21 protein-coding genes, 1 tRNA gene and 7 pseudogenes are annotated in these 25,173 nt (G+C 61.0%); 18 read left to right on the plus strand and 11 right to left on the minus strand.

Annotated elements, in window-relative coordinates:
• Positions 1–34: 34 nt before the first annotated feature.
• Genes L0A91_RS00385 through L0A91_RS17070 form a run of 3 tightly spaced genes read right to left on the minus strand, consistent with a single transcriptional unit; the run spans position 35 to position 1,454 of the window.
• Positions 35–562 carry a hypothetical protein gene (locus tag L0A91_RS00385; protein WP_235245401.1) on the minus strand — a complete coding sequence of 176 codons (528 nt, stop codon included), beginning with the start codon at positions 560–562 and terminating at the stop codon, positions 35–37.
• A complete protein-coding gene (locus L0A91_RS17065) occupies positions 559–942 on the minus strand; it encodes a transporter substrate-binding domain-containing protein (protein WP_260115256.1) in 384 nt (127 codons plus the stop codon). Before L0A91_RS17065 ends, L0A91_RS00385 begins: the two co-directional genes overlap by 4 nt.
• Positions 943–950: 8 nt before the next feature.
• Complete coding sequence (locus L0A91_RS17070) at positions 951–1,454, minus strand: transporter substrate-binding domain-containing protein (protein ID WP_260115257.1); 504 nt, start codon at positions 1,452–1,454, stop codon at positions 951–953.
• Between the two features lie 282 nt (positions 1,455–1,736).
• Here L0A91_RS17070 and L0A91_RS00395 point away from each other — a divergent pair, with 282 nt between their 5' ends.
• From L0A91_RS00395 to pheA, 3 genes and pseudogenes are all read left to right on the plus strand, one after another.
• Positions 1,737–2,522, plus strand: a complete 786-nt coding sequence (locus L0A91_RS00395; RefSeq protein WP_235245402.1) for a nucleoside-diphosphate sugar epimerase/dehydratase — start codon at positions 1,737–1,739, stop codon at positions 2,520–2,522.
• Positions 2,523–2,653: 131 nt separating this feature from the next.
• Positions 2,654–3,186 (plus strand): annotated as a pseudogene (locus L0A91_RS00400) (sugar transferase).
• An 81-nt stretch (positions 3,187–3,267) separates the two neighbouring features.
• Positions 3,268–4,124 (plus strand): annotated as a pseudogene (gene pheA / locus L0A91_RS00405) (prephenate dehydratase).
• A gap of 31 nt (positions 4,125–4,155) precedes the next feature.
• On the opposite strand, the gene L0A91_RS00410 reads toward pheA, so the two are convergent.
• The 5 genes and pseudogenes from L0A91_RS00410 to L0A91_RS00430 all read right to left on the minus strand — a co-directional run bounded on the left by L0A91_RS00410 (position 4,156) and on the right by L0A91_RS00430 (position 10,139).
• Positions 4,156–4,788, minus strand: a complete 633-nt coding sequence (locus L0A91_RS00410) for a GDSL-type esterase/lipase family protein (protein WP_235246667.1) — start codon at positions 4,786–4,788, stop codon at positions 4,156–4,158.
• Between the two features lie 116 nt (positions 4,789–4,904).
• A complete protein-coding gene (locus tag L0A91_RS00415) occupies positions 4,905–5,114 on the minus strand; it encodes an N-acetyltransferase (RefSeq protein WP_235245403.1) in 210 nt (69 codons plus the stop codon).
• Positions 5,069–5,854: a GNAT family N-acetyltransferase gene (locus L0A91_RS00420; protein WP_235245404.1), complete on the minus strand. Its 786-nt coding sequence runs from the start codon at positions 5,852–5,854 to the stop codon at positions 5,069–5,071. Before L0A91_RS00420 ends, L0A91_RS00415 begins: the two co-directional genes overlap by 46 nt.
• A gap of 99 nt (positions 5,855–5,953) precedes the next feature.
• Positions 5,954–9,689, minus strand: a pseudogene (locus L0A91_RS00425) (multifunctional oxoglutarate decarboxylase/oxoglutarate dehydrogenase thiamine pyrophosphate-binding subunit/dihydrolipoyllysine-residue succinyltransferase subunit).
• Positions 9,690–9,899: 210 nt separating this feature from the next.
• Positions 9,900–10,139 carry a hypothetical protein gene (locus L0A91_RS00430; protein WP_235245405.1) on the minus strand — a complete coding sequence of 80 codons (240 nt, stop codon included), beginning with the start codon at positions 10,137–10,139 and terminating at the stop codon, positions 9,900–9,902.
• A gap of 18 nt (positions 10,140–10,157) precedes the next feature.
• Between L0A91_RS00430 and L0A91_RS00435 the strand changes: the two genes are divergently transcribed.
• On the plus strand, positions 10,158–10,904 hold the full coding sequence (locus L0A91_RS00435; protein WP_235245407.1) for a glycosyltransferase: 747 nt from the start codon (positions 10,158–10,160) through the stop codon (positions 10,902–10,904).
• 70 nt (positions 10,905–10,974) lie between these two features.
• On the opposite strand, the gene L0A91_RS00440 is transcribed toward L0A91_RS00435, so the two are convergent.
• Positions 10,975–11,046, minus strand: a tRNA-Arg gene (locus tag L0A91_RS00440).
• Between the two features lie 86 nt (positions 11,047–11,132).
• Between L0A91_RS00440 and L0A91_RS00445 the strand changes: the two are divergent.
• The 3 genes and pseudogenes from L0A91_RS00445 (at position 11,133) to rho (ending at position 16,223) form a co-directional block, all read left to right on the plus strand.
• A pseudogene (locus L0A91_RS00445) lies at positions 11,133–12,775 on the plus strand (arginine--tRNA ligase).
• Positions 12,776–12,818: 43 nt separating this feature from the next.
• Positions 12,819–13,802, plus strand: a complete 984-nt coding sequence (locus L0A91_RS00450) for a homoserine dehydrogenase (protein ID WP_235245408.1) — start codon at positions 12,819–12,821, stop codon at positions 13,800–13,802.
• A gap of 357 nt (positions 13,803–14,159) precedes the next feature.
• Positions 14,160–16,223 (plus strand): transcription termination factor Rho, encoded by a 2,064-nt coding sequence (gene rho, locus L0A91_RS00455; protein ID WP_235246668.1) that lies wholly within the window; start codon positions 14,160–14,162, stop codon positions 16,221–16,223.
• A gap of 66 nt (positions 16,224–16,289) precedes the next feature.
• Here rho and L0A91_RS00460 read toward each other — a convergent pair whose 3' ends face one another.
• Positions 16,290–16,436, minus strand: a complete 147-nt coding sequence (locus L0A91_RS00460) for a LysM peptidoglycan-binding domain-containing protein (protein ID WP_235245409.1) — start codon at positions 16,434–16,436, stop codon at positions 16,290–16,292.
• 231 nt (positions 16,437–16,667) lie between these two features.
• On the opposite strand from L0A91_RS00460, the pseudogene rpmE reads away from it, so the two are divergent.
• From rpmE to prmC, 3 genes and pseudogenes are all read left to right on the plus strand, one after another.
• A pseudogene (rpmE, locus tag L0A91_RS00465) lies at positions 16,668–16,882 on the plus strand (50S ribosomal protein L31).
• Between the two features lie 113 nt (positions 16,883–16,995).
• A pseudogene (prfA, locus tag L0A91_RS00470) lies at positions 16,996–18,074 on the plus strand (peptide chain release factor 1).
• Positions 18,075–18,085: 11 nt separating this feature from the next.
• Positions 18,086–18,943, plus strand: a complete 858-nt coding sequence (gene prmC / locus L0A91_RS00475; RefSeq protein WP_235245410.1) for a peptide chain release factor N(5)-glutamine methyltransferase — start codon at positions 18,086–18,088, stop codon at positions 18,941–18,943.
• 90 nt (positions 18,944–19,033) lie between these two features.
• On the opposite strand, the gene L0A91_RS00480 is transcribed toward prmC, so the two are convergent.
• Complete coding sequence (locus L0A91_RS00480; protein WP_235245411.1) at positions 19,034–19,717, minus strand: pentapeptide repeat-containing protein; 684 nt, start codon at positions 19,715–19,717, stop codon at positions 19,034–19,036.
• 39 nt (positions 19,718–19,756) lie between these two features.
• Here L0A91_RS00480 and L0A91_RS00485 point away from each other — a divergent pair, with 39 nt between their 5' ends.
• The 8 genes and pseudogenes from L0A91_RS00485 to L0A91_RS00515 all read left to right on the plus strand — a co-directional run bounded on the left by L0A91_RS00485 (position 19,757) and on the right by L0A91_RS00515 (position 25,083).
• Positions 19,757–20,632 (plus strand): L-threonylcarbamoyladenylate synthase, encoded by an 876-nt coding sequence (locus L0A91_RS00485; protein WP_311197903.1) that lies wholly within the window; start codon positions 19,757–19,759, stop codon positions 20,630–20,632.
• A 70-nt stretch (positions 20,633–20,702) separates the two neighbouring features.
• A pseudogene (gene glyA / locus L0A91_RS00490) lies at positions 20,703–21,994 on the plus strand (serine hydroxymethyltransferase).
• Positions 21,995–22,031: 37 nt separating this feature from the next.
• Positions 22,032–22,877, plus strand: a complete 846-nt coding sequence (locus L0A91_RS00495; RefSeq protein WP_311197904.1) for an MraY family glycosyltransferase — start codon at positions 22,032–22,034, stop codon at positions 22,875–22,877.
• A complete protein-coding gene (locus L0A91_RS17905; RefSeq protein WP_311197905.1) occupies positions 22,856–23,137 on the plus strand; it encodes a hypothetical protein in 282 nt (93 codons plus the stop codon). The genes L0A91_RS00495 and L0A91_RS17905 overlap by 22 nt, the downstream gene beginning before the upstream one ends.
• 51 nt (positions 23,138–23,188) lie before the next feature.
• A complete protein-coding gene (locus L0A91_RS00500) occupies positions 23,189–23,647 on the plus strand; it encodes a hypothetical protein (RefSeq protein WP_235245412.1) in 459 nt (152 codons plus the stop codon).
• Positions 23,644–23,892, plus strand: a complete 249-nt coding sequence (locus L0A91_RS00505) for a hypothetical protein (protein ID WP_235245413.1) — start codon at positions 23,644–23,646, stop codon at positions 23,890–23,892. Before L0A91_RS00500 ends, L0A91_RS00505 begins: the two co-directional genes overlap by 4 nt.
• 185 nt (positions 23,893–24,077) lie before the next feature.
• Positions 24,078–24,785, plus strand: a complete 708-nt coding sequence (gene atpB, locus L0A91_RS00510) for a F0F1 ATP synthase subunit A (protein WP_235245415.1) — start codon at positions 24,078–24,080, stop codon at positions 24,783–24,785.
• 88 nt (positions 24,786–24,873) lie between these two features.
• The gene (locus L0A91_RS00515; RefSeq protein WP_235245416.1) at positions 24,874–25,083 is read left to right on the plus strand and encodes an ATP synthase F0 subunit C; all 210 of its coding nucleotides are present in this window, start codon (positions 24,874–24,876) and stop codon (positions 25,081–25,083) included.
• Positions 25,084–25,173: the final 90 nt, after the last annotated feature.

Raw genomic sequence — 25,173 nt, forward strand, 5'->3', positions numbered from 1 at the left:
GCTCGAGCGATCTCGGCCATGTAGGCCGCTTCGCTCAAGCCAAGCCAATGGCGCCACCAGTGACACCCACGAAGACCGTGTTGGCATCCAGCGTGATAAACCGAAGATCCCAACTGAAATCGAAGGGAGCCAACAAGATGTGGTCGAACGGCACACCGATAGCGAGACCGTCCTGGAAGAGCACACCAAGCGCACCCATGATGGTCAGCAACACGAGTCGGGGAATGGTTCGGAAGAACCAGATAAAGGTGAACGACGCATAGCGCAGCACCGGGTTGGGCGAGAGTCGCATGACGGCCAGCGTGACTCCGAGGACCACGCCGATGATCATCGCCAGCAAGGTGACGAGCAAAGTGCCCATCAGCAGGCCGTTGATGACCGGTGGCAGCGTCATCGTCTCAAAGACGAAAGGCCAGTTGAAGGCCTCGTTGGTGACCAGCATGTTGATGAACATGGCAGCCACCACGGCTACGACACCGACTGCGACCCAACGCCAAGGATGGCGGACCGGGACGGCGTCAATCAGTCCCGGCCGCTGATCAGCAGGAGTGCTGGTGCTCACGGGTTGACGGCGAAGTCGTTGATAGCGCCTTCACCTTGACCCCACTCAGCGAGGACTTCCTCGTAGCCACCGCTTTCGACGATCGAGTTCAGGGCGACGACGATGGCGTCGGCCAACTCGGTCTGGTCCATCGGGATCACGTAGCCGTAGGGAGCTGCGTCGTAGATCTCGCCAACGGCCTCAATGCCGTCAACCTGGGTGATGGCGTAGGAAACAACCGGGCTGTCAGCGAGCATGGCGTCAGCCTTGCCAGAGACGAGTGCTGCGGTGGCCTGGTCCTGGCCCTCAAACTGCAAGATTTCCATTGGGTTCCCATCGGCTTCGCACGCCTCGGCCTTCGGCGGCAGGTCATCCAGGTCCTGAACCGTGTTGGCTTGCACCGTGACGGTCAAACCACAGGGGAGTCGGGGTCGACGCTCTCTGGGTTGCCCTCAGCGACAGCCCACTGGGTGCCAGCGCTGAAATAGTTGACCATGTTGACTTCAGCCTTGCGCTCGTCATTGATGGTGAAGCTGGAGACACCCATCTCGTACTTGCCACCGTCAACACCGGCAATAATGCTGCCGAAGTCAGCATTCTGGAACTCGACTTCGAGGCCCATTTCTGCAGCGACGGCAGTGAACAAGTCGATGTCCATTCCGATGATGGTTTCGCCATCGGTGTCGAGGAACTCGCTCGGGGCGTACGAAGCATCGGTGCCAACCACAATCTTGCCGTCTTCCTTGATGGCGTCGGGGACCATGCCGGCTGCTTCAGACTCGGTGTCCACCTCGGCCGCGGCTTCCGAGCCCGAGTCGGTTTCGGCGTCGTCGCTGCCGCAAGCGGACAGGGTGAGTGCAACACCGGCCACGAGGGCCATGGAATAGCGTGCACGAGAGGTGTGGAGTTTCATCGACAAACCTTTCAACAGGGGAATGCCCGATTGCCGGGCACTTGGTGACAGCCGAGTTTTCGGCTGCTCGTCTGCGCAGTAGGGGTGATGCGCAGACGAACCTGTCGCAACATTAGGCGAGGTGCGGCCCGTGACACACGCTTAAAACAGTAAAGTTTTGGTCAAGATGAAAATTCCGGTTGCATAGTGAACTATCATTACCAGGCAGATCTCCTCCGTGACAGGACAGAAAATCAATAAGCTTCATCGCAAATACTTGACTCCCGTGGGGGTTCGTCAGTTATGCCTGAATCGTCTGGCCCGTCCTCTCGCCATTACCTACGGCCTTATTTGCGGTGGCTTCGTTGGTCCGACGTCTTCGCCATTGGCACCGCTGCCGTGGTCGCCCAGGTGGCCCGTTTCGGGTTCGCCGATGAGTTGCTTGCTTCGGCTGGAGGGCTGGACGCGGTCAGCTACACCTACGTGTCGATCGCTCTCGTTGTGGGCTGGGCCATTTTTCTGCACCTTCAAGGCGCCTACGACGGACGCTATACCGGTCACGGGGTGCAGGAGTATCGCGCAGTGGTCAATGCCACGTTTGCGCTCTTCGGCCTCCTAGCGATTGTTTCTTTCGTTTTCAGGCTGGACTTCGCCCGCGGTTACGTCTTGATTGCCTTTCCCCTTGGCACCCTCCTGCTCCTCACGGGTCGCTGGCTAGCTCGCCGCTGGTTAGTGCATCATCGAGCAGCAGGGAAATTGTCCGACAAGGTCTTGGTGGTGGGTGACTACAGCCACGTGAATCAACTGGTCGCTGCCCTGCGGCGCGTCCCAGGGGCTGGATACCAGGTGCATGGAGCCTGCGTCAGCCACCACACAAGTAGGACGGGGACCGTCGCCGGTGTGCCGATCGTAGGGGATGCTGACGAAGTAGCTGAGCAGGCACGAACTTTGGGCATCGATGTCGTGGCCGTTTCTTCGTCGGCGGGCCTCGGCTCCAATGGCTTGCGCGAGCTCGGCTGGGCTCTCGAGGGATCCAATATCGACTTGGTTGTGTCGCCGGACATCATGGACGTCGCTGGTCCTCGGTGAAAACCCGCCCAGTTCAGGGGTTGCCGTTGATCCACGTCGAATCGCCGACGTTTGCTGGCCCGCAATTGATCTTCAAGCAACTTCTCGACAAGTTGTTGGCTGTTGCGCTGTTGTTGATCTTTTCTCCGCTGATGATTGCTGTGGCTTTCTCGATTTACCGCGGAGACCGGGGACCAATCTTTTTCCGGCAAGAGCGGGTCGGTCGTGGCGGCGACACCTTCCGGATGTGGAAGTTCCGCAGCATGGTGACCGGCGCTGAAGATCAGCGTGCAGGCTTGATGGACCAGAACGATGGCGCGGGTCCGCTTTTCAAAATGAAGGATGACCCACGGGTGACCAAGATTGGTGCGTTCATCCGGCGCTACAGCATTGACGAGCTGCCCCAACTCTTTAACGTGCTCGTTGGCGATATGAGTGTTGTCGGGCCACGGCCCCCTTGCCCAGCGAGGTTGCAGAGTATGAGGAGGCTGCGCATCGCAGGCTCTTGGTGCGGCCCGGCATGACTGGCTTGTGGCAGATCAGCGGTCGCAGCGACCTGGAGTGGTCCGAGGCGGTCCGGCTTGACCTGTACTACGTCGAAAACTGGACTCCGGTTCTTGATGTCATGATCCTCTGGCGCACCGTGGCTGTCGTGTTGTTCCCGGACAAGGCTGGTGCCTACTAAAGTTCGAGTGTGAGCGCACCAGTCGATATCTCCTACCTCGGGCCGAGCGGCACCTTCACTGAGCAAGCTGTCCTGGCTCTGGTGGAGGGACAGACAGCCTCAACTTCGCCCGCGCCGACGGTTCGAGCGGCCCTCGACGATGTGCGTACTGGCCGGGCGCGCAGTGCGGTCGTGCCTTTGAGAATTCAGTCGAAGGCTCCGTCTCGGCGACGCTTGACGGGCTAATCCACGGCTCACCGCTGGTGATTGTCCGGGAAGTAGAAGTCTCAGTTCGGTTTGCTGTGGTGGCGCGGCCAGGCACGCGACTGAGCGACATTAAGCGCTTGGCCACTCATCCACACGCCGCAGCACAAACCCGCCAGTGGATTGCTCACCACATCCCGCTTGCCCAAGTTATGCCTGAGGCCTCCACAGCAGGGGCAGCCGAGTTAGTGGCAGCCGGACAGTATGACGCAGCGATCGCATCTGAGTTAGCAGGGGTTCGCCATGGGCTCGTGATTGTTGCTGACGACATTGCTGATCGCGCTGGCGCGGTGACCCGCTTCGTGCAGGTGCGACAGCCTGGGCCGCCGGAGGCGATGACTGGGGCAGACAACACCACAATGGTTGCCTACTTGCACGAGAACGGTCCTGGAGCCTTGCTCGAGATTCTTGAGCAGTTCGCTACCCGAGGCGTTGACCTGCGTCGCTTGGAATCGCGGCCGACCGGAGACGGGTTGGGGGAGTACTGCTTCGCGATTGACGCTGATGCGCACATCGATGAGCCGCGGATGGCCGAGGCATTGACTGGTCTGCACCGCACGTCTTCCAAGGTGCTCTTCTTGGGCAGTTATCCCCGAGCCGATGGTCGAGTGACGCCAGCCCCACACGGAGCCGACGTCACGTCATACCGGGCGGCTAGCGATTGGGTGCAGTCGCTCCGAGGCGGCAACCGCTAGCGGGAGCCCAGGTAGTCGGCGTTGACCCCGGTTAGCCGTCAAGTTGCAGCCAGCGCTGCCAGCCGTGGTGCAGCACGAGCCAAGCGATCAAGCCGTAGCCTGCCTGCCCAGGGTGGACTCCATCGCCGGCGGCCAGGTCTGACTGCCACTGCTCGTGGTCGCGCAACGGGAAGAAGCAGTCGACATAGGGCACGCCGCGGCGTGAGCAGACGTCAGCCTGAGCCTCAGCTAGCACCTGCAGCCGAGCATTCTCGTCGGTGTCCAGGGTCGGGGTTGGCCCAACGACGAAGGTAGCGATACCGGTGGCGGCCGCCTCATCAAGCACGTTGGCCAAGTTGAGCCGCGACCGGGCAGTGCTAATCCCACCATCTAGATCACGGGCGCCGACACCAATGACAAGTCGACGTTCAGTGCGGTCTTCCCAGCGCGGCGGGCACTCGGTGCGCCACCGGTTCATCACTTCGGCGCTGGAATCACCACGCACACCCAGGTTGTATGCGGTCAGGTCGGCTCCGTGGGTTGGCGTGCGTCCCACAACGCGACTCACCCAACCAAGGGCCTTGGGGTCGCCGTAGCCCGCGACGAAGCCGTCTCCAACGAAACACACCCCGATGTCGCGGGGGCCATCGGTGACCTGAAACTCCGCGCTGGGGGTGAACTCCATCGGAGCTTGGTCTGGGCCGGTTGTCACAGTGACTGCCTTTCGCTGCTGAGGTCACTCTTGGGTGCGGCAAGCGCCACACCCAAGAGCCTAACGTCGTATTACCCGAAGTTGCGGGATCACGACGCGAAGACGTTCACATCCTTGTGCCAAGACTGTGTGATGTACGACGTCTTCCAGCCCATTGAGGTGTAGAGGCCATCGGCGCCGGTGGGGGAATCGGCGTCAACTTCCAATGCAACTGAGCCACGTCCGCGCTCGGCAGCATCGGCAATAACCGTGTTCAGCAGGGCTTTGGCGACACCGCGACCACGTGCTCGCTTGTGCACTCGATGTAGTCAACGTAGGAGGCATCCGCCTTGGGGTTGCCCTCGGAGTCAACTCGGCCAGTGAGCGCCGCAGCGACGACGGCGCCAGCCGGTTTGCCATCAACGGTGGCCAACCACCAGTGATCCCAGCGGTGACCGGGGTCTTCCCGCAACCTACCCAGGAACTCCTCGAAAGTTTCACGGTAGGAGTTGAAGTGGTCGGCAAACGACTCCTCCAGCACAAAGTGCACATCGCGCAGGTCTTGTTCTGTGGGCAGTTTGTCGGTGTTGTTTCGCGCCACGCGGCGGATCTCGACGCCTTCACGCAAAGTGCCGACGGCATCTTCATCGCCAGGCTCAGTCGGGCGCGACATCTGCCACCATTCGCGCACGTTCTCAAAGCCCGTTTCAGTCAGCCAACGCGCTTGGCGCTTGTCTTCCTTGAACGCACCCGAGTCCATCTGGGTGACCTCAAGGCCGCGCTCGGCGCCGATCTGGATCGAGAACTCTTTGGCTTTGGCAAAACTGAACTCAGCAGTCATGTCGGCCAATTCAGGATCAAAGTGGTGGTCCACGGTGATCCCCACGAGAACGCGGCCCTTGGCTCGGTCATGGCAGGAGATCCAGGCGCGAGCCTTGCCTTGATCATCTCGCACCAAAAGGTGGGTATGCGTGCGCGCGCCTCGGCCGGTTACCTCGGCTGCGACGTTCTCGCTATCGGCACCCGGGAAGCCTCGAGCCTCTTCCTCGTGCAGCCGCAATAACTCGACGAGGTCAGGGATGTCAGCCTCGGTCGGCTCAGCGGCCGTCCAGCCGTCGGGCAGCGTCGGACTAGGGGTGGGGATGCGCTCATGATCTCCTCAGCGGTCAAAAGCCTTGGCCACAAGTGCGGCCTGTTCAACGGCGTGCACCTTGGCTGAACCCGTGGCAGGTGAGGCAGCAGCTGGGCGCGAAACAACTCGCAAGCCCCGCTCCACACCCAACTCACGCAGAGCCGGCGGCAGGTTCAAGGCCATAAATGGCCAAGCGCCTTGATTCTCTGGCTCGTTCTGGACCCAGACCAACTCGGCATCTGGGTAGTCGCCAACCAGGTCCGCGATGGCGGCGGCGGGAGTCGGGTACAACTGCTCCACCCGCAAGATGACGGTGTTCTCGTCCTCGCGCTTGGCGCGCTCTTCTTCCAGGTCATAGACCAACTTGAGGAAGCCAAAGCACACGGTCAACCGGTCCTGCCGCGGCGCGGTTATCTGCCAACACAGCACGGAAGGTGCCGTTGGTGAAGTCCTCCGGCGCGCTGGCGGCAGCCTTGTGCCGGAGCATGCCCTTGGGCGTGAAAACGATCAACGGGGTGCGCGGACGGGCATATGCCTGACTGCGCAGCAGGTGGAAGTACGACGCCGGTGTGGAGGGGTAGGCGACCGTCATGTTGTCTTCTGCGCACATCTGCAGGAAGCGCTCGATGCGTGCGGAGGAGTGGTCCGGGCCCTGTCCCTCATACCCATGCGGCAGCAACAGGACAACAGATGAGCGCTGGTCCCACTTCTGCTGAGACGACGAAATGAACTCATCAATGATGGTCTGGGCGCCGTTGACGAAGTCACCAAACTGGGCTTCCCACAGCACCAAAGCGTTCGGGTTCTCAACTGAGTAGCCATACTCAAAGCCCATGGCGGCGTACTCGCTCAGCAGCGAGTCGTAGATCCACAACTTTGCCTGGTCGTCGGAGAGTTGACCCAACGGGCCCCATTCGGCGGCGTTTCGCTTGTCCGTGAGCACTGCGTGACGCTGCACAAAGGTGCCTCGCCGCGAGTCTTGACCCGCCATACGCACCGGAGTCTGCTCCATGAGCAGAGAGCCAATCGCGAGCAACTCGCCCAGGGCCCAGTCGATGCTGCCCTTGCGGGTCATCTCCTGGCGCTTGGTCATCAACTGCGCCAACTTCGGGTGCACGGTGAAGCCATCAGGGTGTCAACAAACGAGTCACCAATGCGATGCAGCGTCTCTTCATCGATGGCGCTGTTCACCTTGCGGTGCTTGCTTTGCTCGTCGCGCTCTTGAGCCTGTGGGCGCTCAAGCCCACCGCTTTGGCCGTCCTCGCCCTTCAGCGCCGCCTTGGTCTCGGTGAAGACCTGCTCCAACTGCTTCTGGTAGTCGCGCAAAGCCTCTTCGGCGTCGTCCACGGTGATGTCACCACGGCCAACGAGCGAGTCGGTGTAGATCTTGCGGACCGAACGCTTGGACTCGATCAGTTCGTACATCAGCGGCTGCGTCATCGAGGGTCATCGCCCTCGTTGTGACCACGGCGTCGGTAGCAAACCATGTCGATCACGACGTCCTTGTTGAACGCCTGGCGGTAGTCGTACGCCAACTGGGCGACCCGGACACACGCCTCGGGGTCATCGCCGTTCACGTGGAAGATCGGCGCCTGCACCATGCGAGCCACATCTGTGCAATAGACAGAGGAACGCGACTGCGACGGACTGGTGGTGAAGCCGACCTGGTTGTTGACGATGACGTGAATCGTGCCACCGGTGCGGTAACCGCGCAGTTGGGACAGGTTGAGCGTTTCGGCCACCACACCCTGCCCGGCGAAGGCAGCGTCACCGTGCATCAAGACAGGCAGGACGCTGAACTCTTCGCCCTTGTCCAACTTGTCCTGCTTAGCCCGCACGATGCCCTCAAGCACCGGGTTGACTGCCTCCAAGTGGGAGGGGTTCGCAGCCAAGTAGACGTTGGTGGTCTCACCTTCTTCGGTCTCGAAGGTGCCTTCGGTGCCCAGGTGGTACTTGACGTCACCGGAGCCCTGGACGGATCCGGGCTGTTGCTTACCTTCGAACTCGCGGAAAATCTGTCCGTAGGACTTGCCAGCCAAGTTGGCCAAGACGTTGAGACGGCCACGGTGCGGCATACCGATGCAGACCTCGTCGAGGCTCTCTTCGGCAGCCTGAGTCAAGATCCGGTCCAGCAGTGGGATGACCGACTCGCCACCCTCCAAGCTAAATCGCTTCTGGCCGACAAACTTCGTCTGCAAGAACGTCTCGAAGGCTTCACCCGAGTTCAGCCGGCGCAAGATGCGCAGGTGCTCGGCAGGGCTGGACTTCGTGTAGGGGACCTCAACGCGTTCCTGGATCCAGGCTCGCTGCTCTGGATCCTGAATGTGCATGTACTCGATGCCAGTGGTCCGGCAATACGAGTCACGCAGCGTCCCGAGAATACTGCGCAAAGTGAGGCGCTTCTCGTGCCCGAATCCGCCGGTCGCGAATGAACGGTCAAGGTCCCAAGGGTCAAGCCGTGGTTGGTGATGTCCAAGTCGTGGTGACGACGCTGCTGATATTCGAGGGGGTCGGTGTCGGCCATCAGGTGACCACGGACCCGGTATGCGTGGATCAGCTCCTGCACACGTGAGGTCTTGGAGATGTCGTCCTCATGCGAGGCCGAGATGTCCGGCGACCAGCGGATCGGCTCGTAGGGGATCCGCAAGGAGGCAAAGATCTCGTCAAAGAAGTCATCGCCGCCTAGCAGCAACGAGTGCATCTGCTTCAAGAACTCACCAGAGGCTGCGCCCTGGATGATCCGGTGGTCATACGTCGAGGTCAGCGTCAGGATCTTGCTGACCGCATTGTTGGCGATGGTCTTGGCGCTCGCACCCTGCCATTCGGCGGGGTAGTCCAACGCGCCGACGCCGATGATGGCGCCTTGGCCCTGCATCAGTCGGGGCACCGAGTGGACGGTGCCGATGCCGCCGGGATTGGTCAGGGTGATGGTGGTGCCCTGGTGGTCGGGCATCGTGAGTTTGCCGTCGCGAGCCTTGCGAATGAGGTCCTCGTAAGCCTGGAAGAAGCTGTTGAAGTCCATCTCTTCGGTGCTCTTGATGCTGGGCACCAAAAGTTGACGCGAGCCATCGGGCTTCGGCAGGTCAATAGCAATACCCAGGTTGATGTGGACTGGCTCCACCAGAACAGGCTTGCCTTCGCGCATCTCAAAGCCGTTGTTCATCGAAGGCATCGAGCGCGCGGCCTTGACCATCGCATACCCAATGAGGTGGGTGAACGAAACCTTGCCGCCCCGCGTGCGGGTCAGGTGATTGTTGATCACGGTGCGGTTGTCGATCAGCAACTTCGCTGGCAGCGAGCGGACACTCGTTGCGGTTGGGACCGTGAGGCTTGCCTCCATGTTGGAGACAACGCGAGCATTTGCGCCGCGCAAGGTGGTGGCCTGCGACTCTTCCTGAGGGCGAGTGCTCTTGCGGGCCGGAGTGTCGCGCGGGGTGGGCGAAGCCACCTCTTCCTTCTTGGTCAAGGGTTCCTTCTTGGGGTCGGTCTTTGGCCCAGCAGGCTTCTTTGCCGCTGGCTCGCTCTTGGGGGTTTCTTTGGCCTCAGACTCGCTCTTGGCCTCTTGCTTGGCCGGAGACTCTGCTTTCGGCGTGGGCTTCGTTGGCTCAGCAGGAGTCTTGTCGGCTGCTGGCTTGGACGCTTTGCCCTTGTCGCCATCTGCGTCGGCCTTTGAGTCCGAACCCGCTTCACCACCAGCCCCAGCGAAGTAACTTCGCCACTCGGGCGAGACGGACGACTCGTCGGCTAAGTACATGTCGCGCATGTCTTCGACGAGCCATTCATTGGCTCCAAAATCTGCCAACGGGTTGTCGTTGCTGGGGGCTGCGTTGCCACGGCGTGAACGCCTCTTCCTGACCGGGTTGATAAGAAGGAATCGTGCGTAACCACACTAGCCGTTCGAGCGACTGATTTCGCTGAGGGTGAGACTTTTGATTGAAATCGTGAGTCGTGGGTTCACCTTCGGTTTACGCGTTCACTGCTGAGAGCACGTCATCTGCATGTCTATGGCTGGCTCGCCAATTTGCGGATACGGTTTAACGATGGCGATCTTTGACCGTGCAAAAACGTTGATCAGGGCTGCGCCGCAGTCAGCAGCAGACGCGCCGCCGCAGTATCGGGCAGTGGTGAAGTTCAGCGTCTTCGACCCCAACTGGACAGGTTGGCGAGCCACGAACGCGGGCTTTTTGGTAGCGCGCAGGAGTACCGCGACCATCTTTGGGGCGAAGGCAGGATGAAGACGCGGTTGAAGATCTTTGGGGAGTGGGCCGCCCCGCACTATCAAGCGATGGCACAGCGGCACGACTTTCGGGTTTTGGTGCAATATTCGCCGGACCTGCCAAAGCCTTACTTTCGACAGTTGCGATCGTTAGCCGAGACATACCCAGCCTTGCGGCTCGTGCCGACAGAAACTTTCGTCCAATCGGATGTTGGAATCCGCGAGGATTTGCAGGCCGACGGCAAGACGGGTCCGGTCGTGATGTTGAGGGTCGACGACGACGACATCATGAGCGCTGATTTCCTTGACCAGTTGGCGCCCTACGTGACTCCTGAGCACCATGGTTGGGTCATTAGCCTGGGGTACGGTTTGGCGGCTCGCACGGATAGCAAGGGCCTCATTGACTTCCGGCCTTTGGTTTCGCCACTGATCGCTATTGGACAGGCTTACGTGGGTCGATTTGATGCCGAGTCAGGCGGACTCGAAATGTCGCCACTGCTGCATCACCGGCTAGTGCACCGCCAGTTGCCCACCATCATTGACTCGCGAGCCCTCGCCTGGGTGCATGTTAAGCACCCGTGGCAAGACACTCGGCTAGGCATGGAGGCGGAGGAAGCGCGGACCCGGATGATCAACGGCCATCGGAAACTGCCGCAGTACGAAGACGGTTGGGGCAGCGTAAGGGACGCTTTCCCGTATCTGGACGCCCACATCAAGCGTGCCCAGGGTCCGGCAGCACGATCTGACGGCAACCAAAGATAGGCCAGCACAACAATAGTGGCCCTACGTTTCCGTAGGGCCACTATCGCTGATGTCGGAAGACATCACATTGCGCCCCCGGCAGGATTCGAACCTGCGCTCCCGCCTCCGGAGGGCGGTGCTCTATCCCCTGAGCTACGGGGGCAACAGCCACAGACAATATCAGCACCGTGGCGCTCATCACGATTCTGTCGATGAGTGGGGGTATGCGTTCTCCCTTAGACTGATGGGGTGACTCCTGAGCAACTTGCCGAAGCGATTCTGGCCGCCCTCCACGCATCTGTTGACGCAGGCGAATTCGCCGCGCCACTCCCGGAATCCGTGCGAGTCGAGCGCCCAAAGAGTCGCGAGCACGGAGACTGGTCAACGAACATCGCTCTGCAGTTGGCCAAGTCCGCCGGTATGCCGCCGCGCAAGATCGCGGAGGCGCTCGCTGCTCGACTGTCTCAAGGCGAGGGCATTGCCAAGGTCGATGTGGCGGGGCCCGGATTTCTCAACATCACGCTGGATGCCGCTAGCGCGGGTGAATTGGCCAAAAACATCGTCGAAGCTGGCGCGGTTTATGGCCACAACGACACCTTGGCTGGTCATGTCATCAACGTTGAGTTTGTCTCGGCCAACCCCACGGGTCCGCTGCACATCGGCCACACCCGGTGGGCTGCACTCGGCGATGCGATCGCGCGCTTGTTAAAAGCCAGTGGCGCCTCCGTGACCGCTGAGCACTACATCAATGACGCTGGCAGCCAGATGGACAAGTTCGCCGGCTCCATCGTTGCCCGCGCCGGGGTGAGGAGATCCCTGAGGGTGGTTATCCGGGCGGCTGGATCAACGACTTGGCCGCACAGATCACCGGCGAAAACCCTGACTTCGCGACGATGCCCGACGACGAAGCCCATGAATTGGCCAAGTCTCGCGGCTATGAGCTTCAACTTGAACAGATGCAGGCCACGTTGAACGCCTTCCAGGTGCAGTTTGATGTGGTTCTCCGAAAAGACGCTGCATGACGGGGAGCAGTCGAGACGGCGGTTGAGCGTTTGCGCGCCCAGGGCCACGTGGATGATGTCGACGGCGCCGTGTGGCTGCGCACGACAGACTTTAAGGACGACAAAGACCGCGTCCTGATTCGCAGCAATGGCGAGCCCACCTACTTCGCCAGCGACGCTGCTTACTACCTCGACAAGAAGGACCGCGGTTTCGCGGAAAAGATCTACCTGCTCGGCGCCGACCACCACGGCTACGTCAACCGGTTGAAGGCCATCTCGGCCTGCGCTGGAGACGACCCCGAACAGAACATCGAGGTCTTGATCGGCCAACTGATCAACATTTCAGGCGAGCGGATGGGCAAGCGTCGCGGCAATGCGCTCTTCCTGCACGACCTGCTGGAGTGGATCGGCTCGGACCCATTGCGTTACTCCCTGGCCCGTTTCCCCGCGGATTCGCCGCTGGACCTCAACGGCGAAGAGATGCGCAAGCGCACCAACGACAACCCCGTCTTCTATGTGCAGTATGCGCACGCTCGCACGTGCAACGTCTCCCGCTTGGCGGCCGCTGACGGAGTTAACCGCGCCGATGGCTTTGACCCGTCACTGCTCGCAGACGACACCGAAGCGGCACTGCTGGCCACCCTCGGCGACTTCCCGCGCGTAGTCGCGCAGGCTGCAACGCTGCGCGAGCCACACCGCATTGCTCGCTACCTTGAGGATCTAGCCGGTCGTTTCCACAGGTGGTACGACGTGTGCCGAGTGCGCCCGCTTAACGCTGAGGACGAGATCACTGACCTGAACCGGACCAGGCTGTGGCTGAACAACGCCACCCGCCAGGTGCTGGCCAACGGTCTGGCGCTGCTGGGAGTCGACGCTCCCGAGCGCATGTAGTCCGACCCGACCTGCGACATACCCCACCCCGAAGGACTTTGTGATGACACAGGCCCCTATTCGCGTCGCCCTGCTCGGTTGCGGCACCGTCGGATCCTCCGTCGCTCGATTGATGTCGGAGCGAGCAGACCTGTACGAGGCCAGGTTGGGGCGTCGGTTGGTCCTCACCGGCATCGCGGTGCGCAATCTGTCGACCCAGCGTGACCTGTCAGCGGCCAATGCTGAGTTGTTGACCGATGACGCAGCGTCTGTCCTGGCAGATGCCGATGTCGTCATTGAGGTGATGGGCGGGCTGGAGCCTGCTGCTTCGCTGATGAGCGAGGCGTTCGCGAATGGAGCACATGTCGTCAGCGCCAATAAGCAATTGATCGCTCATCGGGGCGCAGAGTTGCACGAGGCAGCGGCGAATGCTGGCGTGGAGTTGAAGTACGAAGCCGCCGTGATGGCTGCTGTCCCAGTGCTCCGCGCGATTGGTGAGTCGTTGCCAGGGGATGAGGTCAAGACCATCTCGGGCATCGTTAATGGCTCGACCAACTACGTCCTTGACCTGGTCAGCCGCCTGGGTGTGCCGTTTGAGGATGCAGTCAGGCAGGCTGGCGAACTCGGCTTCCTGGAAGCCGATCCGACCGAAGATCTGCAGGGCATCGATGCGGCCGCCAAGATCGTGATTCTTGCTCGGACCGCCTGGCGCATCGACGCGAGCATGGACGACGTCCACCTCCAAGGCATCGCCGACCTGAGCGACGCTGACTTTGACCAGGCGCAAGCTGCCGGTCAGGTCATCAAGTTGGTGGCGACAGCCAATGCGACCGGATCGGCACGTGCCCCGCGCGTTGAATTGTCGGTCCGACCAGTGCCGCTGCCCATTGACCACCCACTCGCTGGGATTCGCGAAGGAAACAACGCGTTGATGATCGAGACTATGTCTGCTGGGCCGTTGTTGATGACCGGTGCTGGGGCCGGGGGAGACGCCACCGCTTCGGCAATTTTGGGCGACCTGATGGACGTCGCTCGACAGGTGAATTGAGCGTCGTTCTAGCCCGGAGTGACGGTCTCTGCGCTGGCTGGGCCGGTCGGAGTGTGATTATCGGCTCACCCAGTGCTACGGTTGTGTCATCCTCGTGGACGAGTGAGAACCGGGGGTTCTCGCAACTCACATTCTCCTCGTAATCCCGTGGTGTTTCCCCGCACAGATCGTTGGCAGATTCGTTGTCCATCGGCTTTTGATGCCGCAATCGCACGTACGGGGATCGATCCCAACAGCGCTTGAGCGCTGATCCAGTGATACCCCAACGCTCCCAACGCGGAGGAAGCGGGGGAAGGATTCTTAGTGACTGAAACCTCGAACGCGCAGGGCAGCACCAAAACAGGCGCCCTGAGCGCAATGCGCCTTGCCGAGTTGCAGGATCTAGCCGGCAACATGGGCCTCGACGTGGCCCGCGGGATGCGCAAGGCTGACCTCGTCTCAGCCATTCGCCAAGCCCGTGGTGGTGCATCAAGCACCCACGCACCTCAACTCCCCAGCACCAACGAGCAGCCTGCAGCGGCCCCGGCCGCTGAGCAGGAAAAGTCCGAGGTGCCCAAGCGTCCGACTCGTCGCTCTCGTCGCGCCGGATCTGCTGCAGGTGAGCCCAAGGGGACCGCCAGTAGCGAGCAGAACACTGCAGACTCGGCGCCCGAGGCAAAGAGCCCCCGTGAAGGACAGGCCGAAGAGCCGACCTCGTCGGGCCAGCCAACTGCCGACGTCAACGACACCAAGTCTGGGTCGAACGACGAGCAGGCCGGTAGCAACAACGGTGACTCGCGAGAAAACCAGCGTCGGGACAATCAGCGCAACAAATCGCGCGACAACAACCGTGACAACGGTGGTCATGACAACGGTGGCCTGCGCAATGGTCGGGACAACGGCTCAAGCGAGGACCGTTCGAACGACAACCGGTCGGGCAGCAATGACAGCCGAGACGACAACGGACGCGACAACAGCAGTCGTGACAACCGTGACTCCGGTCGCAATAACAACCGCGACAACACCCGGAACGACTCGGGCGGTCGCGACAACAACAACCGCGACAACAACCGTGACAACGGCGGTCGCGACAACAGCCAGTCCAACGCAGGCCAGAACAACAACTCCGGCCAGTTCGACGACGATGATGACCGCAACGGTCGGGGCCGCCGACGCAACCGCCAGCGTGGTCGCGACCGCAACAAGCGTCCTTCGGGCCGCAACGGCGGTCGCAACGACTACGACGATCAGGACAACAGCTATTCCGACGAGGACGTGCTTGTCCCGGTTGCTGGTGTGTTGGACGTTCTTGACAGTTATGGCTTCATCCGGACCACCGGATACCTGCCGGGTTCGACGGACATCTACGTGCCAATGGGCATGATCCGCAAGAACGGTATGCGCAAGGGCGATGCAGTCGTTGGTGCCATCAAGGCCACCAAGGACGGCGAGCCCATCAACAACGGTGGCAACGGTCGCAACAGCAAGTTCAACGCCCTGGTGCGTCTGGACAGCGTGAATGGCCTTGAGCCAGACCAGGCCAAGGCCCGCGCCGAGTTCGGCAAGTTGACTCCGCTGTACCCGCAGGACCGTCTGCGGTTGGAGACTCCCGACAACAAGAACCTCACCACTCGGATCATCGACCTGGTGGCCCCGATTGGTAAGGGCCAGCGTGGCCTCATTGTCGCCCCGGCCAAGGCCGGTAAGACGATGGTCATGCAGTCCCTGGCCAACGCCATCACCACGAATAACCCCGAGGTTCACCTCATGGTTGTGCTGGTCGATGAGCGTCCCGAAGAGGTCACCGATATGCAGCGTGCAGTCAACGGTGAGGTCATCGCCTCAACGTTCGACCGTCCCGCCGATGACCACACGACGGTCGCCGAGTTGGCAATTGAGCGTGCTAAGCGCCTCGTGGAGATGGGCGGCGATGTTGTCGTCTTGCTCGACTCGATAACCAGGTTGGGCCGCGCATACAACCTTTCGGCTCCGGCCAGCGGTCGGATCCTCTCTGGTGGTGTCGACTCCGCAGCGCTCTACCCACCGAAGAAGTTCTTTGGTGCCGCTCGCAACATCGAGCACGGTGGATCGTTGACGATCTTGGCTACGGCTCTGGTCGAGACTGGCTCGAAGATGGACGAGGTCATCTTCGAAGAGTTCAAGGGCACCGGCAACATGGAGCTCAAGCTGGACCGCCAGTTGGCCAACCGTCGGATCTTCCCGGCCGTTGACGTCAACAACTCGGGCACTCGCCGCGAAGAGATCCTCATGTCGGGCGAAGAGCTCAAGATCATGTGGAAGTTGCGTCGTGTCTTGGCCGCCTTGGACAGCCAACAGAGCATCGAGTTGCTGCTTGACCGGCTCCGCAAGACTCGCAACAACTACGAGTTCTTGACTCAGGTGCAGCAAACGTCCTCGATCAAGTTGGACGACGAGGAGTAACTCATTCGCACATCGAAAACGAGCGCCAGGCACATTGCCTGGCGCTCGTTTTGCTGTTGCTAGTGCTCAATCGCGGTAGGGCACTCGCAAGACCTGGCCCACCGAGATGGAATCTGGGTCTGTGACCGCCGGCTGGTTGGCTGCCGCCAAGGCGTGATAATAGGCGCCGCCACCCATCTGAGAGACTGCAATGCCCCAGAGGGCAGCCACCACGAAGCGGGGCCCACCACCAAGATCGCCGTGCCGTCAGGTGATCGCATAGATGAAACAGGCGGCGGGCTGCGTAGAGGCCCGGCTCCGCACTGGAACCCTAGTGCACACCCCTGACCTCGGGTCGGAATGGAATATCTTTGGCTCGCGTGGCATTATTAACGGTTGGCTCACCGGTTCACGTTTTGGCATCCGCCAGGGCGACCCGGGAGGTTTACCACCCGAGGAGATTTTGTGAAGCAGAACATTCACCCCGCATACAACGAGACCGTTGTGACCTGCAGCTGTGGTTCGACATTCACCACCCGCAGCACGGCCGAGTCCGGCAAGATCAGCGCCGATGTGTGCTCGCAGTGCCACCCTTCTACACCGGCAAGCAGAAGATTCTGGACACCGGTGGACGCGTCGCTCGCTTCCAGGAGCGTTACGGCAAGAAGGCTGCCAAGTAAGACTTCCGACGCCGGCTCAGCAACCCTCGTGGTGGCTGGGCCGGTGTTGTCTTTGATAGGCCCCCAAAGAGCACCGCAGCGCCTGCACGGCGCCCAGACCGCAGGAGAATCGCATGGACGAGTCAGCCGAGCCGTTAGTTGCTGAGTTCCTCGAGATCGAGGAGCAGTTGGCTGACCCCTCAATCCACAGCGATCCGGCTGCGTTCCGCCGGTTGAATAAGCGCTACGCGGCACTCGGCCCGACTGTCACCGCCTATCGTGAGTTCATCTCGGTGCGGGATGACCTTGAGGCTGCTCGTGAGTTGGCCGCGGACGACAAAAGTTTTGCCGAGGAGATTCCGGCGCTGGAGACTCAGTTGGCGGAAGTCGCTGAGCACTTGCGCAGCCTGCTGGTGCCTCGCGACCCGGACGACGACAAAGATGCCATCATCGAAGTGAAGGCAGGTGAAGGCGGCGCCGAGTCTGCTCTGTTCGCATCTGACCTGGTCCGGATGTATTTGCGCTACGCCGAGCGACGTGGTTGGCGCACCGAGGTCCTGGATTCGACGGCTTCTGACCTCGGCGGTTACAAAGACATCCGCATTGCACTCCAGGCAACTGGGATTCCCGGGCCAGGGAGGCCCCGTGGGCTCGGTTGAAGTATGAAGGTGGCGTGCACCGCGTGCAGCGAGTCCCCGTGACAGAAAGCCAAGGGCGGGTGCACACCTCAGCCGCCGGTGTTTTGGTGTTCCCAGAAGTCGAGGACCCGGCTGAGGTGGAGATTGGCCCTAACGATCTCAAGATCGATGTTTATCGGTCCATGGTCCCGGGGGCAGTCGGTGAACACCACCGACTCAGCGGTTCGGATCACCCACCTGCCTAGTGGCCTGGTCGTGTCCTGCCAGAACGAAAAATCGCAGTTGCAGAATAAAGAGTCAGCCATGCGCGTGCTGCGTGGTCGGTTGCACCAACTGGCGATTGAAGAGGCCAATGCGGAAGCATCAGCCCACCGCAAGTCTCAGATCCGCACCGTTGACCGCAGTGAGCGCATCCGCACCTACAACTACCCCGAGAACCGCATCGCCGATCACCGCACGGGTTACAAGGCCTACAACTTGACCAAGCCCTGGATGGTGACCTCGACCCGGTAGTCGTGAGCGCCATTGACGCCGACGAAGCAGCCAGGCTTGCTGCCATGTCGGCCGAAGACTGATTCCGCGCGCCGTGACCGAGATCAGCGCGGCTCTGCGCACCGCTACCGGTGATCTCAGCTCAGCGGGGGTGCCAAGCCCTCGGGCGGACGCCGAGATATTGCTGGCCCATGTCCTGCAAACCAGCCGTGGCGACATGGTGCGGATGGCGGTGCTGGGCAAGCCACTATCGGATGAACATGGCGACAGGTATGCGCGGCTCATTTGTCGCCGAGCCGCCCGCGAGCCGTTACAGCACCTGACCGGAACTGCACCCTTCGCCGACCTCGAGTTGTTGGTTGGACCGGGTGTCTTTGTGCCTCGACCGGAAACGGAGACGTTGGTGGCGATGGCGGCCACAGACCTGGTGGGGAGATCGGAGCCAGTCGTGGTTGACCTGTGCACCGGCAGCGGTGCGATCCCGCTAGCGCTGAAAAGGCAAGTCCCGCGTGCCACGGTGATCGGTGTCGAGTTGTCGCCCCAGGCGCACGCTTGGGCCACGCGCAATGCAACGCATACCGGGCTGGATGTTGATCTGCGGTTGGGGGATGCCGGGCACGCTGCTGACGAGCTCATCGGCTTGGTTGACGTGGTGACGTGCAATCCGCCGTATGTGCCCAATGACGCGATCCCCATCGACCCTGAGGTCGCGCAGTACGATCCGTCCATGGCTCTCTATGGGGGGAGCGCCGACGGCTTGGCCATCCCACTGACCATGGCTGCCCGCGCAGCTGAGTTGCTGAAGCCTGGGGGAGTGCTGCTGATGGAGCACGCTGACGTGCAGCGTGAGTCCCTTGCGGCAGCCCTATCGAAGACACAAAAATGGGTCGACCTGTCTGATCATGATGATCTGACGGGCCGACCCAGGGTTGCGCGCGCAATGCGTGCCTAGCAAGAAAGATAACCGTGGCGATATTGAGGTCTAGTTCACCCTCGGTCAACCCTGGATCGGGTAGCCCTGTTCCCGGTGTGTGAGGTGACCTCAATCACCGACGGTGATGGCTCCGGTGAGGTCATAAGCCAAAGCTTGGGCCTGGCGAGGGCTGATGTGCGCATCTGCCAACGCAGCAGCGCGCGCGAGATCGAAGGTGCCCAGACTAGCGCCGCGCAGGTCAGACCCAGCGAACTTGGCTCCCACCAGGTCGGCATTCTCCAACGAGCACCCGTCAAGACGTGAGTCGCGCAGGTCGGCACCGCGCAGGTTCGCCTCCGCCAACCGATTGCCGCTGAGGTCTCGCCGTCGGAGGACCATGCCGCTGAGGTCTGCCCCATAGGCATTGCAACGGATGATCTGCAGCCCCATGCCCTGTGTGTCTGTTGCATGCAAGCCAGTCAGTCGACACGCACTCAGCACAGCGTCCGTCATCATGGCACCGGTGAGCCGCGCCTCGGCCATATCAACAGCGTCAAAATGGGCATCTCCCAGGTCAGCACGGTCAAGCAGCGTGCCACTGAGCGAGCCCCGCGACCAGGAAGTTCCGGATAACAATGCACCTCGCAAGTCGGCCCCATCTAGGTGGCAATCCTCAAAGACGGCATCGCTGAGATCTAGTCCGGTAAGACGAAGTTCACGCAGGTCACAGCTAACCAAGTGCAGGCTTTCGGAGCCGCTCACCAACTCAACAACGTCCGCGGCATTGAGGACCTCGTTATTTAACTGTGGCATCGGGTTAGCATCGCACGTCGATAGTGGGAGAATGCCTACGTGATCGTCGAGTGTTCCAATCCCGAAGGCCGCAACGAAGCCATAGATCAAGCCGTTGATGCATTGCGTAACGGCCAGATCGTCGTGCTGCCGACGGACACCGTGTATGGCGTTGGTGCCGATGCATTTGATGACGTCGCCGTCGCCATGGTGCTCGCCGCCAAGCGGCGCGGGCGTGAGATGCCGCCGCCGGTGCTGGTGCCGCACGCTCGCACTGTCGACGGTCTAGCGACCAAAGTGCCGATGTACGCCAAAATACTGATGCGTCGATTTTGGCCGGGGCCACTGACTTTGGTCTTGCGCGCTCAACAGTCGCTGATGTGGGATCTGGGCGATACTAACGGGACGGTAGCGCTACGGATGCCAGACGACGAGATTGCGCTGGCGTTGCTGGAAAAGGTCGGCCCCATGGCGGTGACGAGCGCGAATCTCACCGGGCAGCCGGCCGCAACGACAGCCCAGGAAGCCCAGGGTCAGTTGACTGGGGCTGTTGAGGTCTATCTCGATGGGGGAGTTCGGACTAACTCGGCCGCCTCCACGATTGTGGACTGCACCGGTGATGAGCCAGTGATTCTTCGTCACGGTGCTTTATCAGGTGACACCATGCGCGAAGTTTTGGGGACGACAGCCCTGCATGACGAGCCGGTGGTGGAGGACCCCGAGGAAGACGAGTCGCACAACGGTGAGACTGAGACAGCTGACAGCGAGACCGCCGAGATGGCGGCGCTCGATGACAGCACCGGCGCTGACAGCACGGAGGCTGCTCTCAACCTTGATCACGGCGCCCGGTTGATTGGCTCGGTACGCGATAGCGGAGTGGCATTTCGGCGCGGCGCTCTCACCGAGTTGTATCCCGTTGGCTCAGGTCGCGAGTGATGACCCCCTACAGTTTGATAAACCCCCAGCCGGTCACTGACCGGACCCGCCGAGCAGGAGAGCAGCCCACGTGAGCACTCAAGTCAACCCAGACACCTACTACGGACCGAGTTTCGGCGCGCTGGTGGAGTCAGATCCCCAAATTGCTGAGCTCCTGGTGAGCGAGCTCGATCGTCAGCGTTCAGGCTTGCAACTTATTGCGAGCGAAAACCAGACCAGCCCATCGGTGCTGGCAGCCCTGGGCTCGACGCTCTCCAACAAGTACGCCGAGGGTTACCCAGACAAGCGCTACTACGGTGGCTGTGCAGAGGTAGACAAGGTCGAAAAGCTCGCTATTGAGCGGGCAAAGACGCTTTTGGGGCAGAGCACGCTAACGTCCAGCCGCACTCGGGCGCCAGCGCAAACCAGGCGGTCTATGGCGCGTTTGCCAAGCCCGGGGACACGATCATGGGAATGTCCCTTGATCACGGTGGACACCTCACCCACGGATTCAAGGTCTCCTTCTCGGGCAAGTGGTTTAACGCGGTGCACTACGGCGTTTCCCAAGAGACGGAGCACATTGACTACGACCAGGTCCGTGCATTGGCCCTGGAGCACCGTCCCAAGTTGATCATTGCCGGTGGCTCTGCCATCCCCCGTGCCATTGACTTCGCTGCGTTCCGCGCCATCGCCGACGAGGTTGGAGCGATCTTCTGGGTCGACGCAGCACACTTCATTGGCTTGGTCGCTGGCAAGGTGCTCGAATCGCCAGTTGATCTGGCCGATGTCGTGAGCTTCACGACGCACAAGGTGCTGCGTGGACCACGCGGCGGCGCCATCGTCTGCAAGGCCGAGCACGCGGCCAAGATTGACCGAGCAGTCTTCCCGATGATGCAGGGCGGGCCGCTGATGCATGCCGTGGCGGCCAAGGCCGTCAACTTCGCCGAATGCGCAACGCCTGGCTACCAGGCCTACGCGAAGTCGGTCATTGAGAACTCTCAGGCGCTCGCAGCAGGCTTGGGGGAGCGTGGTCTGCGTCCCATCACGGGCGGCACCGACACTCACCTGTCGCTGCACGACCTGCGTGGAGTTGGCGTGACCGGAGCAGACGCTGAGCTGCGATGCGATGCCGCCGGCATCGTCTTGAACAAGAACACCATCCCGTTTGACCCCGAGAAGCCCAACGTTGCCTCGGGCGTGCGCGTGGGCACTCCGTCGCTGACGACCCAGGGTATGGGTGTGGATCAGATGGACCAGGTTGCTGACTTGATCCACCGCGCGGTCACTCAAACTGACGGATCGGCTGATAACGCGAATGCCCAGGCCATCCGTGGTGAAGTGACTGACTTGTTGGGTGCTTACCCCGCATACCCGACTATCTGAGGCGTTTTGCTGGCCCGACATAACTGTGAGGTGAGCCGTGCGTGAGTATCTGTTGATCCTGCTCACCGCGGCCATCTTCACGTATGTAGGCACCACGATCGTTCGCCTGTGGGCGCAAAAGGTGGGTGCGGTGACACCCGTGCGTGCCCGAGACGTCCACTCTGTGCCGACGCCGCGTATGGGCGGCGTAGGGATGCTGATCGGCTTTGCTTCGGCAGTGTTGTTGGCCACCCAGTTGCCGTTCTTGGGGCAGCTGTTTGAGACCAATGAGATTTATGGCGTCCTCATTGCCGCCATCATCATCACCGCGCTGGGGGCACTGGACGACGTCCGGGATTTGGACTGGTCAACGAAGTTGGCCGGGCAGGTGCTGGCCGGGGGAGTGATGGCCTTCTTCGGTGTCCGGCTCTTGAGCCTGCCGCTGTTTGGCGTGACGATCCTGCCCGAAGCTGTCCTGGTGGTGCTGACGATTTTGATCGTCGTCTTCACCACCAATGCCGTGAACTTCGTTGATGGTCTTGACGGTCTCGCTGCAGGCATCGTCTTAATCTCGGCCGGCACGTTCTTTTCGTGGACGTATGTCGTCAGTCGTGACTTCGACCCACCCAATGTGTTCTCGACGGCAACACTGATCACGGCGGCCATCATGGGCTGTTGCATCGGCTTTTTGCCGCACAACTTCCACCCGGCGCGACTGTTTATGGGAGACGCCGGTGCGCTGCTGCTGGGCCTCTTGCTGTCGGCGGCAACGATCTCGATGACCGGCAGTGTCGACCCCAGCTCATCGGTGGCAACGACGTCGACGCTGACGGCCATTATTTTGCCAATTATCCTGCCGGTGGCGATTTTGGCTTTGCCCCTTTGGACATCGTGTTGGCGGTGATCCGGCGCACCCGGCGTGGGGATGGCTTCTGGAAGCCAGATGCTTCGCATCTGCACCACCAAATGTTGGCCATTGGGCACAGCCATCGACGCGCCGTGAGCCTGCTCTATCTATGGTCTGCCGTGATCGCCGCCGGAGCAGTCTCTTACGCCTATCTTGCGGCCGTCTACGCGACTCTCGGACTGGCCGTTGGGTTAATTTTGGTGGCTACCCTGACCTGGCGCCCATGGCACAGTCCGAGCACCGAGGAGGCTTTGTGATTTTTTCACGAGCCGTTTTTTCAGTGGTTTGCGGGACCCAGTCGACACCAGATGGGGGACCCCGTGAGTGGGCATGCCCGGCTGGGGCAAACGACCGTGAATGCGATGCAAAAGTATGGCGGCGGGCTCAGCCTCTTGGCCACGGTTCTTTGTAGCGCGTTTGGCTATCTTGCCGTTGATGGAGCTGCTGGTACCGGCGCACTGCTTGGTGGGATGGTGGCAGTTATAGCTTTCCTCGCCGGGACCTGGGCGATCTCGCTGGTCTTGGAGCATCTACCGGGCATCGAGATTGCTGGTGCACTTGCTCTCTTTCTCGTCCAACTATTGTTACTGGTCAGCGCTGTTCTCGTGATGCGTGAAATGTCATGGATCAATGTCAGAGCCGCAGCATTTGGGTTGCTCATCGCTGGCCTGGCTTACCAAATCGGTCAAGTCTGGGCCTTCTTGACCGCCCGGATGGTGGCCATCGATGTCGTCCTACCGGGCGACGAAGGGCGTGAAGACGTATGACGCAAGAGCCGCAGCGGCCAAAGAAGAGCCCTCTGCCGCCCACCCATGACACCACCGGAACGGCCGCCGATAGCCACCTAGCAACGTCGGTCATCGCCTACTTGTTGTCCGGTCCTATTACCTTCGGGGGCTTGGGATTCCTCCTCGATTGGTGGCTCGGAACCTCCTTCCTGGTGCCGGTCGGCATCATCGCGGGAATGACTATGTCGATTTACGTCATCTGGCTCCGGTATGGTTCACAGTGACTTCCCCGGATGCCGCTATGTAGCGAGCAGCCGGGACGCCCAGATCGCCGACGCCTTTTCGACCAAGGAGATCCAGTGAACGTGACTTCGGTCCTTCTGCCATTGGCAGAAGAAGAGCACTTCCCCCGGAGCCCAGCCTCTTCTGGCAACCACTCGTTAAGTTCGGCACCGTCGACTTCTTCGGCATGGAGACCACGCTGGCGATTACTCGCCCCATGGTGGTCATGACCATCACTGTAGGTCTGTTGGCCTGGTGGCTCCTGGCCACGACCAGCAAGGCCGCCGTGGTCCCTAGCAAGGGGCAGTACTACACCGAGCAGGTCTACGACTTCGTCCGCAACGGCGTTGCTCGCGACATGATCGGCAGCAAAGAGTTTATGCGGTTCGTGCCGTTGCTCTTCAGCCTTTTCATCTTGATCTTGCTGAATAACTGGATGGGTATCATCCCGCCGGTGCAGATGCCCACGATGGCCCGAGTCGGCTTCCCGATCGCCCTGACGCTAATCGTCTATGTGGTGTACCACTGGGTTGGCATCCAGAAGCACGGCCTCGGTGGCTACTTCGCCTTCATGGTCCCCTCGGGCCTGCCAAAGATCATGATTCCCGCCATCTTCGTGCTCGAGTTCATGACCTTCTTCATCACTCGCCCGTTGACTTTGGCGCTGCGACTGTTTGGAAACATGTTCGCCGGGCACATGCTCCTCGTGGTGTTCATCCTGGGAGGCTATGAGTTGCTGATGCAGGGCGGCCTACTGTCTGTCGTGGCTTTGCCCGCATGGATCTTGGCGTTCATGATGACCATTTTTGAAGCATTGGTGCAGTTCTTGCAGGCCTATGTCTTCGTGCTACTCGCTGCCAGCTACATCGGTGGCGCACTCGTGGACGAGCACTAAGCCGTCCTCCTAGATACACAACTGAATATCTACGAACTCCCGAGCGACGAAGCGTCGTTTGGTTCACCACACAGAAAGAGACAGTGACGTGACTGGCAACCTCACCATCATCGGTTATGGCCTCTCCACCATTGGGCCGGCCATTGCCGTGGGCCTGATCTTCGCCGCCTACATCAACGGCGTTGCTCGCCAACCTGAGGCTGGCAACCTGCTCCGCCCGATCGCCATTCTTGGTTTCGCGTTGGCTGAGGCCCTCGCGATCTTCGGTCTGGTCCTTTTCTTCATCCCAGTAGCCTGACCAACTTCTCGACCGACAGGCAACGTCGCTTAGCGGCGTTCACCGTAAGGAGAAACCGTGCAGCACATTGCTGACACCCTTACTGCCCTC

Origin of the sequence: Ornithinimicrobium sp. INDO-MA30-4, from assembly GCF_021535045.1 — a bacterium.
In the GTDB taxonomy this organism is placed as follows: domain Bacteria; phylum Actinomycetota; class Actinomycetes; order Actinomycetales; family Dermatophilaceae; genus Ornithinicoccus.